The organism is Arthrobacter sp. G119Y2, from assembly GCF_038069765.1.
In the GTDB taxonomy this organism is placed as follows: domain Bacteria; phylum Actinomycetota; class Actinomycetes; order Actinomycetales; family Micrococcaceae; genus Arthrobacter_B.
This window is the reverse complement of sequence record NZ_JBBPFS010000007.1, coordinates 60,173-76,157: the sequence shown is the minus strand read 5'-3', so window position 1 is coordinate 76,157 and position 15,985 is coordinate 60,173. Positions and strand designations below refer to the sequence as shown.

The window sequence follows — 15,985 nt, the reverse complement described above, 5'->3', positions numbered from 1 at the left end:
AGTCCCGCGGCTCCCGGGCAAAGGCAAGGGTACGGCTCCGTCACCCCGACGGCAGCGGAGGCTAAGGATAGGGCGTCCGGCCTTCCGCCAACATCCGGACCAGGTCCGCGATTTTCCGTTCCCGGGCCGCAGCGGTTCGCAGGGCGTTGAGGCGGAAGTACAGGGCGTACCGGTTCTGCGCGTTCAGGACGCTGTATGTGGCCTGCGCTGCGGGCACTTCCGCGATGGCCGCCAGCAGATCCTCGGGAACCTGCGCTGCTGCCGGGCCCGCATAGGCAGCGTCCCACCGCCCGTCCGCTTTCGCCTGCTCGACGGCGGCACGCCCCGCCGGCTGCATCCGCCCTTCCGCTTCCAGCCGTGCCACAAACCCAACGTTCCGCTGGCTCCAGATACTGCGCGGACGCCGCGGGGTGAACCGCTGCAGATAGCTTTCCTCATCACGGCGGTTGGCCTGCCCGTCAATCCAGCCGAAGCACAGGGCCTCCTGCAGCGCCCCGTTGTACGACAACGCGGTGACGGTCCCGCCCTTGCGCCCCAGGACCAGCAGGACCCCCGGCGAGTCGGCGTGGTGGGATTCCAGCCAGCTCCGCCAGGCTGCGGCATCCGGGAGCAGCAATTCGGGCAGGGGCGCCTTCGGTCCCGTCCGGGACCCTGCAGGCTTCTTCGAGGTACCGGCCATGTCCAGAGAGTATGCCTCCGGCACCTGCTTCAGAAACCCCCGGCACATGCCCCGGAAAGGGGTTGGCCAGTTCAGCCGAGGGCCAAAGCGCCGCGCGTCGGCTCAGTGCCCCCGCCGCTTTGCGGTAAAACACTGCTATGAGTGTTCGTACCCCTGATCCCTATCCCGGCTGGCTCTCCGAAGATGACCTGCGTGAGGCGAGGCAGCGCCTACCCATGGTCTACGTGGAAGCGGTGCCGGTCCGATGCGACCCGCTGGGCTACGTAACCGAGGTGGGCCTGCTGCTGCAGGCCACCGACGAAGGCAAGATGGTCCGGACCTTTGTCTCCGGACGGGTCATGTACCGGGAAACCATCCGTGCCGCACTGCTGCGGCACCTCGAAAAGGACCTGGGTCCCATGGCCTTTCCGCAGCTGCCGCCGGCGCTGACGCCGTTTGCCGTTGCCGAGTATTTCCCGTCGCCCTCCCAGTCCGGGCTGACCGACGAACGCCAGCACGCCGTCGCCCTGGCCTATCTCATCCCTGTCACCGGAGAATGCGATCCCCGGCAGGATGCCCTCGAACTGTCCTGGCTGACGCCGGAAGAGGCCCTGAGCCCGGAAATCTACGCCGAGTTTGCCGGCGGCCGCGGAGACCTTCTGCGGCAGGCGCTGGCCTCGGCCAGCTGGGGACGCTAAACGCCCGTTACCGCTTCTTTATATACTGGGTGCCGATTGTCCGAAGAGAAGGAACCTGCCATGCCAGAGAGCCAACCGGAGTCTTATACATTCCGGGTCAATGCCGAGCTGCTCGCGCCCGGACAGATTCCGGTGCACGAAAGCACCTCGCTGGCTCCGGTCCGGGACAGCTCGGTGGAGAACGACGACTTCGGTGTACCGGCGCTGGTCCATCTGGTCCTGGAGGACGGAATGACGCTGCGGCTGGCGTATGGTTCGTCCGTCCGCGTGAAGGCTCCGGCCCCGGCCGGCGCGCCGGCCGATGCTGTACGCGTGGTTCCGGCTGAAGAGGAAAACTACGCAGCGGTTGTTGCCGCCGCTGCCGCCGCACACCCGCGGGACAGCCAGGTCCAGGAAATTTCGGCCCGCCTGAGCCGCGGACTGAACGTGAAATCCGGAAGCAACCTGCGGGACGTCTGCGATCTGGCGCACACGCTGTATGTGGATCTGGACGACTCCGAGAACGCCCTCCAGGTCTGCAACATCATCACCGGACTGCCGTTCGACGGAAACTTCGGCCGGTGGAACTGGATTCAGGCGGCCCTGTCGCTGGCCGCCCACATCACGCACGAGTCAGGAGATGAAGAAACCTCCGCGGCGTACGCCCAGGCAGTCCGGGCTGGTGACGCTGCGGAAAGCGACCCGCTCAAGGCCAAGCTGGCAGCGGAGATGCTGCAGCGGCAGTTAAACGAACCCAACCTCTACGACCGCGAGATTCACCGCTCCGCCGAGGCGGGCGATGAACACAGCGAACGCGACTGGCGCGTCCTGCGCCTCGATGCACTGCTGTACCTGCGGGCCCACGGCGGTTCCCAGACGCTGTCGGAAAGTGAACTGGACCGCCGCATCCGCAATGAACTTATTGCCGTTCGCGGACTCAACCTGGACCTGTAGGAAGGCCGGGTCTTGAGGCTGGCCCCAGGCCGGACCTCTAGTCAGGCCCTAGGCCGGACCTCTAGTCAGCAGCTCCGGACTGATCCGGAGCTGCGCGCCGGCGGAGGCGCCGGTTATGCAGGTGAACAGCCAGAACCATGGTCATGCCGACCGCCGCACCGATAACAGTTTCCACGGCCCGGTCGGAAACCAGCAGCAGCGGGTCGCCGGGATGCGCCAGTTCGGTGCTCACCAGGGCCAGCGGTGTGACCACAACCTGTGCAAGGGCATACTGCCGGGCGATGAGCATCTCCGCACCGAACTGCAGCAGCGCAATGACCACCGCCATCTGCCACGGCTCCAGCCCCGGCAGCAGGATCAGCGCCGTGAGGAGCAGTCCCCCGAAGGTGCCGAGGATGCGCTGCAGCCCCCGGTGAATCCGGTTGCGCACGGTCAGCCCCACCAGCGGCACGGTAGCTGCAACCATGGCCCAGTAGTTGTGGCCAATGCCCATTGCCGTTGCAATGGATCCGGCGATCGCAGCCACCAGAGCGTACTGTCCGGCGTCGGCATAAATGGCTCTGCGCTGGGCGGAGGTGAAACGGGGGCGCTCGGGCTTTTCCCAGGGCGTGCGGTACCGGCGCAGGAACCAGCCGGAGAGTCCCAGCACCAGGGAAAAGAGCACAGTGCCTGCAGCTACCAGCATTGCCTGCCAGAGAGGCGGCTGGTTCGGTACTGACGAAATGGCGGCATAGGCAAAGATGTGGAACAGGGATCCCGCCGGGCGCAGCCGCCAGAATCCGGTCGCCAGAGTCCCGAGCCCGGCCACCGCCGTCGTTCCCGCCACAATGTCCCAGGCGCCGGGGTCCAGCCGTGAGGTCAGGGCGCCGGCAAGAATCACAGCCAGCATGAGCGCTGCCGCCCGCAATTGGTGGCCGAAGCGCTGGCGGTGCGGCTCGTTGCGGCCGTAGATGCCGGTGAAGGCGCCGAAGCTGGCGAAAATGGCCAGATCTACCCGGCCGAACGCCAGCAGCAGGAGCAGGGGAACGCCAACGCCGAGTCCGCACCGGATGGCCACTTGGTGGTCATTGTGGGCAGGTGCGATCCGGAACATATCGCGCAGGTGATTCAAGGCAGGCTGCTCGGCCTTTCAGGTCAGTAGGAGGCTGCGGCCGAAAACCGCACTTTCCACCGTACTCCCGTGGATAACCGCCTCCGGAAAAATGTGGCACGCATCCCAGCGCCCGACGACGTCGGGCACTGAATCCGGCAGCGCACCTCCCTCGTCGGCGGGTAAGGCAAAATGGAGGGGTGTCCTCCTCAACGTTCTCCTTTGCCCTCGGTAAGCGCCTGCGCGAAACCACTGCCCCAACAGCTGAGCAGACGCAGGCCAACGGCGGTGAGTTCCAGGGCCGCACCGGCACCATCACCACGCCGCACGGAGAGATCGCGACGCCGGCCTTTATTGCCGTAGGAACCAAGGCCACGGTAAAGGCCGTGCTGCCCGAGTCGATGGCTGACCTGGGTGCGCAGGCGCTGCTGGCCAACGCGTACCACCTGTACCTCCAGCCGGGTCCCGACGTCCTGGACGCGGCCGGCGGCCTGGGCAAGTTCATGAACTGGTCCGGCCCCACCTTCACGGACTCCGGCGGATTCCAGGTCATGAGCCTGGGTGCCGGTTTTAAGAAGGTCATCAACATGAACGCGGACGGCACCACCCACGCCACCGGTGCGGATGACGCCGTCGCGCCCGGCAAGGAACGCCTCGCGCATATTGACGACGACGGCGTGTGGTTCAAGTCCCACCTGAACGGCGACAAGCACCGCTTCACTCCCGAGGTGTCCATGCAGGTCCAGCACCAGATCGGCGCGGACATCATGTTCGCCTTCGACGAGCTGACCACGCTGATGAACTCGCGCGCCTACCAGGAGATGTCGCTGGAACGGACGCGTCTGTGGGCGGAACGCTGCATCGCGGAGCACCGCAGGCTTACCGAAGAACGGGTCGGCAAGCCGTACCAGGCACTGTTCGGGGTGCTGCAGGGCGCACAGTACGAGGATCTGCGCCGGAAGGCCTCCCGCGATCTGGGATCAATGGACTTTGACGGCTTCGGCATAGGCGGAGCGCTGGAGAAGGAGAACCTCGGAACCATCGTGCGCTGGTGCACGGAGGAACTGCCCGAGGACAAGCCCCGCCACCTGCTCGGCATTTCCGAGCCGGATGACATCTTCACCGCGATCGAAAACGGTGCCGACACCTTCGACTGCGTCTCCCCCACCCGGGTTGCCCGGACCTCGGCGTTCTACACGCCGTACGGGCGGCTGAACCTGTCCAACGCGCGGTTCAAGAAGGACTTCACTCCGCTGGTGGAGGGGTGCGACTGCTATGCCTGCGCGCACTACACCAAGGCCTACATCCACCACCTGTTCCGCGCGAAGGAAATGGTGGCCTCCACTCTGGTGTCGATCCACAACGAGCGGTTCACCGTGAAGCTGGTTGACGATGCCCGGCTCGCCATCGAGAACGGCACGTTCTTCGACTTCAAGGCCGAGACCCTCGGGAAGTACTACAGCGCGAAGGCGTAGCAGAGCGAGCCGGACGCCGGCGCCGGGCGTACTGATGTGCTCGGGCTTGCCGGGCTTGCCGGACTTGGCCGTGCGTTCTGATGTGCCCGGGCTGGCCGGGCTTGGCCGTGCGTTCTGATGTGCTCGGGTTGTTCGGCTTCGGGGCCGGGCCCTAGTTCCAGCTTCGGGGACGGGCCATAGCTCCAGCTTCGGGGCCGGGCCCCTAGTTCCAAGTTCGGGGCAGCGGCGGATTCTGGTCCGGATCCTGTTCTTCGACCGGACTCTGTTCCGTTTCGGGCGGATCTTCCGGCCCGCCGGAGGCAGCACCGGTACCGCTGCCGGGTGCCGATTCCTCGTCAGCTGAAGGACCGGCATGGAAGCCTTCGTTGTCGGCAGCTTCCCCGGCACCTGCCGCGCCAGCGGCATCGCGTCCGGCGGTGTCCTGTCCAGGATCTTTTACCGCGGGATTGTTCTGTTTTTCCGCCGCGGGATCGTTCCGGGTGCCGTCATTGCTGCTGTTGTCGTTGTCCTGCATGCCGTTCCTCCTCAATCGCGGCGCTCAATCGCGCCCCTCAACTATGTCGTGGGGCGTGTCGCTCAACCGCGTCTTTCCCGACAGCCGTGCCCCTGCCCAACTCTGAGCAGCATCCTGCCGCCCGCACGGCGATGGATGTGACGCTAGAGCAAAAAGGGCAGGTGCAAAAGGGCACGGGGAAGATCGCGTGCCGGGCGAGCCACTCCCGCTGCCGGACAGGAACGCTGCCGTCCAGCAGGCCGCAGCAGCCGGTACAGCCAGCAGGCCGCAGCAGACGGTACAGTCAGCAGGCCGTACAGCCAGCAGGCGGTACAGCCAGCAGCCGGTACAGCCGGCAGGCGGTACAGCCAGCAGCCGGTACAGCCGGCAAAGGCGCTAGAGGCGGCAGGAGGCCTAACGCCCCACCGCAGGGCCCTTACCCGGCAGGCGGAGCAGAAGCTGCAGCGGCCTGGTAACTCGGCTCGCGCTTCTTGATGGCCTTGATAACCACAGCGGTCACCGGAACAAACAAGAACTCGATGAGGGTCTTGTAAACGAATCCGAAGATCACGTAGTTAATGAACCCGCCGGCATCGGTTATGCCAATGACGGGCGCAGCGATGGCACAGAAAATCAGGGTGTCCGCGAACTCTCCGACACCGGTGGATGCCATGAGCCGGCCGATCAAGGCCCGTTCACGGAACCGCTCCTTCATCTTCACCAGCACCCAGGAATTCAGTGTCTGGCCGGCCAGGAAGCCCAGCAGGCTGGCCGCCACGATTTGCCAGACCGGCCCCAGCGCCAGTTCCAGTGCCGCCTGCTTGGCCTGCCCGTACTCATCATCGAATCCGGGCAGCGCAATAATCACGGCGAAACTGAGGGCAGCCGCCGCGGACACGGCGAATCCGGTGAAGATTGCCCGGCGTGCGGCCTTGAAGCCGTATACCTCGCTGATGACGTCCCCGAGGATGTACGCCAGCGGAAAGAGGAAGAAGCCGCCGTCGGTGACGATGCTGAAGTCGCCGAAGATCGGCCCGAGCACCACACCTTTGGTTGCCCCGATGTTGGAAATAACAATCACCACGCACATGAGCGTCAGGATGATGTCGTAATGCGAGCTGCCACGGGCCGCAAAGGCCGGGGCGGGCGCCGGATCGACGCCGGTGGAGGTGTGCATGGAGAGTTCCGTTTCGTAGTGGTTCGCCTGAGCTGTCTCCGGCTGTATTAGCACTGTGCCCGCTGCACCGGGCGGCCTGTCAGGGCCGCCGTCAATTCTGCCACGTTCCGGAGCGCAACACCGCCGCGGCCCCTTTGCGGGATCACCACCGCTCTGCACCATCATCTTTTTGAACACGTTCAAAAATGTGATGTACTTGCGGGCGTGCCGGGCAGATTGAGGGCATACAACTGAACACAAGGAGTGTTGATGGCCGCCACGGTCAAGAGCGAACAGACCAGGCGGCAACTGATCGATTCAGCGCTCGAGCTCTTCCGCACGCAGGGCTACGCCAAAACCACCATGCGAAGCATCGCTGAAGCTGCCGGCGTATCGGTGGGCAACGCCTATTACTATTTCCGGTCCAAGGATGAACTCGTGGCCGAGCTGTACCGGCAGCTTCAGGACGAGCACCGCAGCCGTGCCCTGCCGCTGCTGCGCGAAGGACACAACCTGGGCGAACACCTCAAGCTCATCCTGCTGGCCCACTTGGACATCCTGGAGCCCTATCACGACTTTGGGGCGCATTTCCTTCGGCTGGCAATGCCGCCGTCGCCGTCGTCGGCTGCCGACCGCCGGAGCCGCCGGAACACGGCGGACGACGGCGTCGGGCGGGCGAAATCAATCGCGCTGTTCCGGCAGGCCGTCACCGTGTCGCGTCCGCAGCCCCCGCTGGCCATCCGGGATGACCTGCCCGAACTGCTGTGGCTGGTCCACATGGGCATTACCCTGTTTTGGATCTACGACCGCTCACCCGGACAGACCCGTTCCCGCAGGCTCGCACACAGTGTCGCTCCCCTGACGGCAAAGCTCGTCATCCTCTCCCGCCTGCCCGTGGTGCGCAATATCGTGGAAGATGTTGTCCACCTATTCCAGGGAGCCAGACGCGATGACTGACAAAGCCGACGACGGCGTCGCACTTCCGCTGCCCGCGACGGACACCGGCAGCGCTGCCCGCCGGGTGCTTCCCGGGCCGCTGGCTGCCGCCCTCGGTTATGCCGTTGCCTGCCTGGTTCTCGCTTCCATAGCCACAGCGGTAGTGGGGTGGGGCACGGCGCGGGACTTTTGGGGCTACGTCTGGACCGTCATCGTCGCCGCTTTTTATGCCGCGGGGCTCGGCCTGTTCACTGCTCTGCCCGTTGCCGTTATCCTCGGGTGGTCTCTTCGCCGGGTCATGAACCAGGGCATCCACGTCCTCGCGTTCTTCCTGGTGCCGACGCTGATCGCATGGCTCATCATTGGCCTCATCGTGCAGTCCGCCATGGTGCCGCTGCTCATGGGTGCAGCTGTTGGCCTGTCCATGGCTGCCGGCCGGGCTGCCATTTGGCCCCTTGCGCGCGCCTATCCCTGACCGGCCCGCAGAGGGTGCGCCTTCACGCGGCCGGAAACGGTGTGCCGGGTGTGCCGGTGTTCCGCTGGCACCGGTGAACGCTTTGGGTGGAAGATGGAGTCATGTCTGTTAACACACACTCCGCCGGAACCCCTGCTCCGGCAATCACCCTGACCATCGCCGGCTCCGAAGCCACCGGCGGTGCCGGCGCCCAGGCCGACCTGAAAACGTTCCAGGAACTGGGAACCTACGGGATCGCCGCACTGACGTGCATCGTGTCATTTGATCCGAAGGACAACTGGAACCACCGTTTCGTACCCGTCGAGTCCCAGGTAATCAGCGACCAGCTTGAGGCAATCCAGACCGCTTATGACCTGACGACGGTCAAGCTGGGCATGCTGGGCACCCCTGCCACCATTGACACCGTAGCCAAGGCGCTCCAGAGCCAGGCGTGGACGAATATCGTCCTGGACCCGGTCCTCATCTGCAAGGGCCAGGAACCCGGCGCTGCACTGGACACCGATCAGGCGCTGAAGGCACAGATCCTTCCGCTGGCAACCTTCGTTACCCCCAACCACTTCGAGTCCATGTCGCTGGCTGGAATGGACGCCATTGAAAGTGTGGAGGACCTCCAGGAAGCTGCCCGCCGCATCCACGAAGCTTCCGGTGCCGTGGTTCTCGCCAAGGGCGGAGTCCGGCTTGAAGGCGATGACGCCGTGGATGTGTTCTACGACGGCGAGACCATGGAGGTGCTCCGGGCGCCCAAGGTAGGCGACGTCGCCGTCAGCGGCGCCGGCTGCACTCTTGCCGCCGCGATCACCGCGGAACTCGCCAAGGGCGCCACCCCGCTGGCTGCTGCCCGGACCGCCAAGGCCTTCGTCACCGAAGGCATCCGCAACCGGGTCTCCTCGCACACACCCTTCGACGCCCTGTGGCAGGGCAACGCCGGCAACGGCCCCGCCCTCTAGTCCGGGAACCTTCCACTGCGGGATCCCTCTCGTTCCGGGACCCGTGGGTCCGGGACCCGTACCCGCCGCCGCTGACCGTGCGGCGGGTACGGCTGACCGTGCGGCGGTGCGGCTGATCGTGCGGCGGTGCCGCTGACCGGCCGGCTGGGTACGGCCGGCAGTGCGGCTGACCGGCCGGCTGGGTACGGCCGGCAGTGCGGCTGGGTTGACGTGTTGAACGCAAGCCAGTCCCGGATAGCCGCGCACCGGGCTAAGCCTCAGGTGTCCTAGCGCCGAAAGAGCCGTGCGTACGCCCGTTGCAGGGACAAGGCGCCCGTGACCGTCCGTGAGGAGAGCAGGCGCCGGTGCTCGGACTGCAGGTCCGCAAGTTCATGGCCCTGTCGTTCCGTATACGACCGAATCCTGTCCTCTTCCACGTCGGCCTGTGCCTCCATCCGCGACCGCGGATAAAAAGCTGCCGCACACCGCTGCGCTGCGGCCAGCCACAGCCCGCTTGCACCAAACGGCGGTGCCCCCGGCAGGTCCGCAACGGACCCGTGTGCCGGCGGCTGCGCCGAAAAAACGGCTGCCACAGCGTCCCACCAGGAACTGCTCCAGGCAGACCGGGACGGCAGTACCGCTGCCAAATGGGCGGAAATATCAGTGCGGCGCTGCCAGATTTCTGCCAGGGCCGGGCCCAGCAGTCCCTCGCGCAGCGCGGGAAGCGGCAGGACATAGTCCGCCAGACCCCAGTTTTCCATAGCCCCGGCAAGCCGGACTCCGCTATAGGTGTCCGTGGCCAGCCCCAGGACGGGAACTCCCGCTGACAGTGCGAAGACCGCCGGGTGGTAGCGGGAGGTGAAGACCAGGGAGGCGCCGGCTGTCAGCGCAGCAACCTGCCGCGCCGGGAGGACCGGCAGCTGCAGGGACGGTGTGGTCATGGCAGCGGCGATTCCGGCATGCGAGTCGATGTCCCAGCCGCGGTCCGCGCCGATGCCCATATGGGGGATAAAAACTGCCGGTAATCCGGTCTGCCGGTACAGGACGTCCAGCTGTTCGCCGAGCCGGGCTCCGAAATCATCGGGCACCTCGGACGAAGGTGAGACGGTCACGGCCACATAGCCGTTTTCCGGCAACCTTTCAGCCAGGGCCTCCGCCCGGGCTCGCGCCGGTGCGACGGGCTCGGGTTCATGAAGCGTCGGATTGTGGATCGCCGGTTCGTGGATCGCCGGTTCTTCAGCCGCCAGGAAGGAAGCATCGTCCAAACCGGCAACGGCAGCCACGCCCAGGCTGCGGGCCAGCTGCAGGGATGCCGGCTCCCGCATGGAATTCAGCTCCGCCGATTCAAGCATCCCGGCCAACGCGATGGTGTCCGGAGCCGTCAGCTGCGGGCCGAGTGTCTGACCCGAAATGACCACCGGTTTTCCGAGCGCCCGGGCAACCGCCACGACAGCAGCCCGCTCATACAGCAGCCAGCCGTACCGCGAGTTCAGGTTGCCGCCTCCGGCAACCACCACGCCGTCGCACTCGGACAGCACGCCGATCAGGGCTCGGGCCGGATCCCCGGCAGGCAGCTCGGCCGTGCCGTCCAGATGGCTGCGGATCTGCTGCAGGTAAGCCTCGCGTTCAACCGGCGGCCAGGGAAAGGGCAGCGTTGCTGCTGCAGCGCAGCCAAACAACAGCTCCGTCTGTTCCGGGTTCCGGGAAAGCAGCAGCACTTCCAGCCCCCTGCAGCGCAGTTCGTCCGCAGCGGCATGCCCCATCGCCTCGTCGCCTGCGTGGTAGACGTCCTGTCCAAGGTCCGCCAGGACGGCAAGACGGGCGGTCATTCGCGGCGCTTCCCGCGCCGGGCCGCCCGGAGGGCTGACGCTGCCGCGCTCCCCCGCCGCAGGATGCTGCTGAAACTCGTTCTGTGCGTAACCGTGTCCTCCAACCGCGCAATGGCATCATTGAGCTGCGCCTGCATCGCGTCCATGCGCCGCTGGTTCTCCAGCAGCAGCTCTTTCTGGTCCTCCATCAGGCGGCTCACTTCCAACAGGATTCCCAGACCGCCCTTGGCCAGGTCCTGCCGCAGGTACTCGTCCCGAACACGGCGGTCAAAACGCCGGTGATCCTCCGACTTGTCAAAGATGCTGTTCGCGTCGGCACCGCTGGCGGCAGGGCGCTGGCTCCAGAACGCAAGCGGTTCCCCGTCGAGGAACCCGATCGGCTGGCGAGACAGGACCCGGATGTTGAATTCCCAATCGCCGCAGACGTCCATTCTTTCGTCGTAGTAACCAAGCTCCTCATGCAGGGAACGGCGGTAGAGGAAGGAAATGGGGACGGCCCGATTAATCTGCAGCATCTCGCCGAGCGATATTTGCTGAATATCCCCCCAGAAAGGTTCAGAACCGGTCTCCCGGATTTCATCCCCGACGATTTCTTCATAGCGTATGTTCGTCCGGACGACAACCCCCGCGTCGGAGCAGTTTTCCAAATAGTGGACTGTCCGCTGGAGAAATTCAGGGTGCCAGAGGTCGTCGTCGTCATGAATGGCAATGTACTTGGAGTCACAGCTGCGGATGCCGGCGTTGGACGCTGCTTCCATTCCGCGGCTCTGCTCGTGGTCCACCACCGCGACCAATGCCCGGGAGGCTTCCGGAAGCAGATCAAGCACTGAGCGGACCTCTTCGGGGCGGCCCCCGTCATTGACGACAACTACCCGAAAGTCGCTGTAGGTCTGGGCAAAGATGTCCCTGAGTGCTCGCTGCAGGAGTTTTGGACGGTCCTTGGTCCTCACGATGACGGCTACGGACGGTGGTACTGGCGCTGACACTTGGCTCCCGGGGTTGGCTCCGCTTCAGTTCCCACGATACCGGGAGTCCATGGTGCCCTTATTACCGTGCCGGCAGGTGCCGCCGCACTGCGCTGCACCTGCCCAATAAAACGATTCGTCTTTACTGTTGACATCTGTTTATGAAGGAACAAAGGTACAGGTAGCGCCCCGATTGTTCCTGACCAAAAAATCGCGGAACTACCCAGCTCGTCTTTAGTCAATACCTCATTGCCCAGTCTCGGTCGGTGGGATTCGGGATCAAAGATTCCGGCCCCAGGCTCCGGCATCCTCTTTTAAATAAGGAGAAGTATGAACAATCCAAACCATCGGAGATCAGGAAGGGCCACGCTGGCAACACTTGCCGGCCTGGCCTTGGTCTCCAGTATGTGGACCCCGGCTTCGGCCGTGGAGGGGAACACGCAGGGTGATCCGACGGCACAGGGCCTTGCCCGCGTGACGCCTGATCTCAAGGTCTCCACTGACTTGTCCACAAAGCAGGGCCCGGTCTCAGTGTTCGTTCAGTTCACCGGCAAAGGCGCCTTTGAACAGACTCAGCCGCAGGAAGTCCGTGACGGGCTTGCCGCACCGCAGAACAAGTCGGCCGAGGTGCAGCAGATCCGCGCCTCGATTGAAGCACAGGCTGGGGAAGTTGCCGCACAGGCTTCCTCCAGCATCCTTTACACCACCACCAACACCATTCCCGGTGTTGCCATCAACGGTGATGCAGAGGCCATCAGGGCCCTGGCATCCCGCGGCGACGTAGCTAAGATCACCGGCATCGTGCCAAAGACCCATGAAAACAAGGGCGGGGACATTGATGTCCGCGCCCTCGATTCGTGGGTTCAGAGGAACCAGACCGGTGAGGGCGTCACTATCGCCGTCCTGGACACCGGACTGGATTACACGCACGCCGACTTCGGCGGTCCGGGCACCCTGGAAGCCTTCGCCCAGGCGCAGGCTTCGGATTCCATGCCGGCGCCGGATTCAGGTCTCTACGACCCGGAGAAGTTTGCCGGCGGCTGGGACCTGGTGGGCGACGACTACAACGCCGACCCCTCCGACCCGGAGCTGTACAACCCCATCCCGAAGCCCGACGCGAACCCGCTGGACTGCCAGAGCCACGGCTCGCACGTAGCCGGCACCGCCGCGGGCTACGGCACCAACGCCGACGGCACCACGTTCAGGGGCGACTACTCGACCCTTACCGCAGACACTGTAAATGCCATGGGCATCGGCCCGGGCACCGCTCCCAAAGCCAAGATCGTCAGCGTCCGCGTTTTCGGCTGCGAAGGCTCCTCCGAGGTTGTCGGCCAGGCACTGGACTACGTCCTGGACCCGAACGGCGACGGCGACTTCAGCGACCGCGCCCAGGTGGTCAACATGTCGCTGGGTTCCAGCTTTCCCGCTTACGACGACCCGGAAAACGACATTGTCAACGCGCTGACCGCGCAGGGCATCCTGTCTGTCGTTTCCTCGGGCAACTCCGGCGACATCTACGACATCGGCGGCTCGCCGGGCAGCGCTGAAACAGCACTGACCGTAGCCAACAGTGTCGGCTCGCAGACCACGCTGGACGCCGCCAACGTCCTTGCCCCCACGGCAGGAACCGCGTCCGGCCAGTACACGGCCAGCTTCAACTATGCCGCCGCCCCGGCGGACGCCCTCACCGGCACCGTTGTCATGGGCCCGGACGGGGACAACTCCGACGGATGTGCTCCCCTTGACGCCGGCGACAATGCCGGCAAGTGGGTGTGGCTCACCTGGGATGATGACTCCAGCACCCGCGAATGCGGTTCCAAGGTCCGCTGGGACAACGCCGAGAAGGCCGGCTACGCCGGCGTCGTCGTCGATTCCACCCTCAACGGCTTTGATGCCGGCGTGGGCGGCAACGCGCTGATCCCCGGCATCCAGCTGACGGCTGATTCCTCCGAGGAACTGCGCTCCGCTGCCGAGGCAGGAACGCTCGAACTCGAGCTGTCCCCCGCGCTCGTGGGCACAGTGACCGGCCAGTCCGGCGCACTGGACACCCTGAACGCCAGCTCTTCGCGCGGCGTCCACGGCTCCAACGGCGTCATCAAGCCTGACGTTGCTGCTCCGGGTACGCAGATCAAGTCCGCACAGGTGGGCACCGGAACCGGCGCTTCCATCAAGAGCGGAACGTCAATGGCGGCTCCGAATGTTGCCGGCATTGCGGCCCTGGTGATTGCTGCAACCGACTACAACCCTTATGAGGTCAAGTCGATCATCATGAACACGGCCACCCATGATCTTCTGACGGCTGACGGCGTTGTCTACGGCCCGAACCGTGTTGGTTCGGGACGTGTTGACGCCCTCGATGCCCTGGAGACCTCGGTCCTGGCCTACGATTCCGAGAACCCGCGCCTCACTTCGGTGAACTTCGGTGTCCTGGAACTCGGCGCCAAGCCGATCGAGGTCACCCGCTCAGTCACAGTGGAGAACAAGGGAGATTCCCCGCAGACGTTCACCGCTGAATACCTGGCCGCCACCAAGATTCCCGGCGTAGTCATCAGTACTGACACTGCAGCCTTCTCTGTTCCCGCCAACGGCACGGCCAAGGTCCCCGTAACGCTCAGCATCGCCGATCCAGCGGCGCTGACCAAGACGATCGACCCGGCAGCCGAGAAGATGCAGGGCGGCAACGCGCGCCAGTACATTGCAGAGGCCTCCGGGCGGCTGCAGCTGATGAGCGAGACGTCCGAGACGCTCCGGGTACCGGTGTACTCCGCTCCCAAGCCGACCGCCAACATCAAGGCCAGCTCCAAGATCACCTTCGCCGATCACTCAACATTCTCCACGCTGACCACCTTCAGCGGCCGTGGCCTTGACCAGGGCAAGGACAGTGAAGCCTACCGTTCATTGGTGACCCCGCTGGTACTTGGTGAAGAGAGCGAGCGCCGGACTGGTTTGGCGCTTGAGTCCCTGTACTCCCTGGACCTGCGGAACGTGGGCGCTTCCACCAATGTTCCGGCACTCGTTGCCGCCAAGGGTGATCTGAAGGACTCCACCCTGACTATTGGAATCAGCACCTGGGAGAACTGGGCGTCGCTGAACAGCAATAGCGAAGTTGCCGTTGAACTGGACACCAACATGGACGGGATGGCCGATTTCCTGGCAGCCACGAGTATGGCCTCCGGGCTGGATCAGCTGGTTTTCGCGCTCTACCCGGTGGTCAACGGAGAAGTTGGAAAATCGATGGGCATCTTTCCGGTGAACGGCCGGCTTGGAGATGTGGATACCAACAACTTCGACACCAACGTGCTGACCCTGCCGATCCCGGTAGCGCTCCTCGGCTTGGACCTGACCGACCCCAACCTGTCTATTGTCGACTACAGGGTGACCACCTCCAACGCCTTCAGCGTCGATGAAAGCGGCCAGAGCGTTCCGGTGGATTCCACCCGCTGGATTGGCTTCAACGTCGCGGATCCGGCCATTTGGTTCCAGGGCGCCCCGGGCACCGAATCGGCCAGCACCTTCGTAAGCGCCGACGCCGCCAGCCTGGCGGTCAACTGGTATGGACGAGGCATGGGGGTGGTAAAGGCGCTGTTCCTGCACCACCACAACGCCGAAGGCGTCAAGGACCAGGTGGCCGAGATTGAAATCGGCCCGAAGCGCTTCCAAGACGTTCCGGGCAGCATGTTCGAAGATGACATCAACTGGATGGCTGACGAGGACCTGACCACCGGTTACCCCGACGGCACGTACCGCCCCGCCGGTTCCGTCAACCGTGACGCCATGGCTGCATTCCTGTACCGACTGGCCGGCTCCCCGGCATTCGACGCACCGGATGTATCCCCCTTCACGGACATTGCACCGGATGCCCAGTTCTACAAGGAAATCTCCTGGCTCGCGTCAACGGAAATCTCCACCGGCTACCCGGACGGAACGTTCCGCCCGGTCGCCCCGGTGGCCCGTGATGCAATGGCCGCCTTCATGAACCGGTTCGCCGCCGAGCAGTGCTCCATTGAAGGTGCCATGGGTTACCAGGCACCGAGTACGGCATCGTTCACCGACGTTCCTGCGGACAACCAGTTCCACAAGGAAATCTCGTGGATGAAGGATTCCGGTGTTTCCACCGGTTACCCGGATGCCAGCTTCCACCCGTACGAGAATGTGTCCCGTGAAGCCATGGCGGCGTTCATCCACCGCCTGGACACCTACAACAAGGACAACGGCGGCTGCAATTCCTTCTAGTTCCGAAAGGACCTAGTTCCGAAACGCAGTAACCACCAGCACGGCAAAGAGCAGGTCCCGGAGGAATCCGGGACCTGCTCTTCTGTGTGGCCTGCTCTTCTGTGTGGAGACCGGCGGC

Annotated in this window: 13 protein-coding genes; 7 read left to right on the top strand and 6 right to left on the bottom strand. The window is 64.6% G+C overall.

Annotated elements, in window-relative coordinates:
• Positions 1-61 precede the first annotated feature (61 nt).
• Complete coding sequence (locus WKB88_RS15170) at positions 62-679, bottom strand: YdeI/OmpD-associated family protein (RefSeq protein ID WP_341395391.1); 618 nt, start codon at positions 677-679, stop codon at positions 62-64.
• Between the two features lie 137 nt (positions 680-816).
• On the opposite strand from WKB88_RS15170, the gene WKB88_RS15165 reads away from it, so the two are divergent.
• Together WKB88_RS15165 and WKB88_RS15160 are read left to right on the top strand one after the other, a co-directional pair.
• Positions 817-1,356: an NUDIX hydrolase family protein gene (locus tag WKB88_RS15165; protein ID WP_341395390.1), complete on the top strand. Its 540-nt coding sequence runs from the start codon at positions 817-819 to the stop codon at positions 1,354-1,356.
• Between the two features lie 60 nt (positions 1,357-1,416).
• Positions 1,417-2,289 carry a DUF6707 family protein gene (locus WKB88_RS15160; protein ID WP_341395389.1) on the top strand — a complete coding sequence of 291 codons (873 nt, stop codon included), beginning with the start codon at positions 1,417-1,419 and terminating at the stop codon, positions 2,287-2,289.
• A 61-nt stretch (positions 2,290-2,350) separates the two neighbouring features.
• On the opposite strand, the gene WKB88_RS15155 is transcribed toward WKB88_RS15160, so the two are convergent.
• Positions 2,351-3,382 carry an FUSC family protein gene (locus WKB88_RS15155; protein ID WP_341395388.1) on the bottom strand — a complete coding sequence of 344 codons (1,032 nt, stop codon included), beginning with the start codon at positions 3,380-3,382 and terminating at the stop codon, positions 2,351-2,353.
• 197 nt (positions 3,383-3,579) lie between these two features.
• On the opposite strand from WKB88_RS15155, the gene tgt reads away from it, so the two are divergent.
• Positions 3,580-4,854: a tRNA guanosine(34) transglycosylase Tgt gene (tgt, locus tag WKB88_RS15150; RefSeq protein WP_341395387.1), complete on the top strand. Its 1,275-nt coding sequence runs from the start codon at positions 3,580-3,582 to the stop codon at positions 4,852-4,854.
• 202 nt (positions 4,855-5,056) lie between these two features.
• On the opposite strand, the gene WKB88_RS15145 is transcribed toward tgt, so the two are convergent.
• Positions 5,057-5,368 carry a hypothetical protein gene (locus WKB88_RS15145; RefSeq protein ID WP_341395386.1) on the bottom strand — a complete coding sequence of 104 codons (312 nt, stop codon included), beginning with the start codon at positions 5,366-5,368 and terminating at the stop codon, positions 5,057-5,059.
• 415 nt (positions 5,369-5,783) lie between these two features.
• On the bottom strand, positions 5,784-6,524 hold the full coding sequence (locus WKB88_RS15140) for a queuosine precursor transporter (protein WP_341395385.1): 741 nt from the start codon (positions 6,522-6,524) through the stop codon (positions 5,784-5,786).
• Between the two features lie 249 nt (positions 6,525-6,773).
• Here WKB88_RS15140 and WKB88_RS15135 point away from each other — a divergent pair, with 249 nt between their 5' ends.
• The 3 genes from WKB88_RS15135 (at position 6,774) to WKB88_RS15125 (ending at position 8,861) form a co-directional block, all read left to right on the top strand.
• Positions 6,774-7,460, top strand: a complete 687-nt coding sequence (locus tag WKB88_RS15135; protein ID WP_341395384.1) for a TetR/AcrR family transcriptional regulator — start codon at positions 6,774-6,776, stop codon at positions 7,458-7,460.
• Positions 7,453-7,914 (top strand): hypothetical protein, encoded by a 462-nt coding sequence (locus tag WKB88_RS15130; protein WP_341395383.1) that lies wholly within the window; start codon positions 7,453-7,455, stop codon positions 7,912-7,914. Before WKB88_RS15135 ends, WKB88_RS15130 begins: the two co-directional genes overlap by 8 nt.
• Positions 7,915-8,015: 101 nt before the next feature.
• The gene (locus WKB88_RS15125) at positions 8,016-8,861 is read left to right on the top strand and encodes a hydroxymethylpyrimidine/phosphomethylpyrimidine kinase (protein ID WP_341395382.1); all 846 of its coding nucleotides are present in this window, start codon (positions 8,016-8,018) and stop codon (positions 8,859-8,861) included.
• A 266-nt stretch (positions 8,862-9,127) separates the two neighbouring features.
• Here the strand turns inward: WKB88_RS15125 and WKB88_RS15120 are convergent, their stop codons facing one another.
• Complete coding sequence (locus WKB88_RS15120; protein ID WP_341395381.1) at positions 9,128-10,669, bottom strand: polysaccharide pyruvyl transferase family protein; 1,542 nt, start codon at positions 10,667-10,669, stop codon at positions 9,128-9,130.
• Positions 10,666-11,655 carry a glycosyltransferase family 2 protein gene (locus WKB88_RS15115; protein WP_341395380.1) on the bottom strand — a complete coding sequence of 330 codons (990 nt, stop codon included), beginning with the start codon at positions 11,653-11,655 and terminating at the stop codon, positions 10,666-10,668. The genes WKB88_RS15120 and WKB88_RS15115 overlap by 4 nt, the downstream gene beginning before the upstream one ends.
• A gap of 309 nt (positions 11,656-11,964) precedes the next feature.
• On the opposite strand from WKB88_RS15115, the gene WKB88_RS15110 reads away from it, so the two are divergent.
• Positions 11,965-15,867: a S8 family serine peptidase gene (locus tag WKB88_RS15110; protein WP_341395379.1), complete on the top strand. Its 3,903-nt coding sequence runs from the start codon at positions 11,965-11,967 to the stop codon at positions 15,865-15,867.
• The last annotated feature ends 118 nt before the right edge of the window (positions 15,868-15,985 follow it).

Bases quoted from the DNA above. Each gene is read 5' to 3' on its own strand.
- WKB88_RS15170 (WP_341395391.1), bottom strand. From the start codon at position 679: ATGGCCGGTACCTCGAAGAAGCCTGCAGGGTCCCGGACGGGACCGAAG.
- WKB88_RS15130 (WP_341395383.1), top strand. From the start codon at position 7,453: ATGACTGACAAAGCCGACGACGGCGTCGCACTTCCGCTGCCCGCGACG.
- WKB88_RS15140 (WP_341395385.1), bottom strand. From the start codon at position 6,524: ATGCACACCTCCACCGGCGTCGATCCGGCGCCCGCCCCGGCCTTTGCG.
- WKB88_RS15155 (WP_341395388.1), bottom strand. From the start codon at position 3,382: ATGTTCCGGATCGCACCTGCCCACAATGACCACCAAGTGGCCATCCGG.
- WKB88_RS15110 (WP_341395379.1), top strand. From the start codon at position 11,965: ATGAACAATCCAAACCATCGGAGATCAGGAAGGGCCACGCTGGCAACA.
- WKB88_RS15165 (WP_341395390.1), top strand. From the start codon at position 817: ATGAGTGTTCGTACCCCTGATCCCTATCCCGGCTGGCTCTCCGAAGAT.
- WKB88_RS15120 (WP_341395381.1), bottom strand. From the start codon at position 10,669: ATGACCGCCCGTCTTGCCGTCCTGGCGGACCTTGGACAGGACGTCTAC.
- WKB88_RS15125 (WP_341395382.1), top strand. From the start codon at position 8,016: ATGTCTGTTAACACACACTCCGCCGGAACCCCTGCTCCGGCAATCACC.
- WKB88_RS15145 (WP_341395386.1), bottom strand. From the start codon at position 5,368: ATGCAGGACAACGACAACAGCAGCAATGACGGCACCCGGAACGATCCC.
- WKB88_RS15160 (WP_341395389.1), top strand. From the start codon at position 1,417: ATGCCAGAGAGCCAACCGGAGTCTTATACATTCCGGGTCAATGCCGAG.
- WKB88_RS15135 (WP_341395384.1), top strand. From the start codon at position 6,774: ATGGCCGCCACGGTCAAGAGCGAACAGACCAGGCGGCAACTGATCGAT.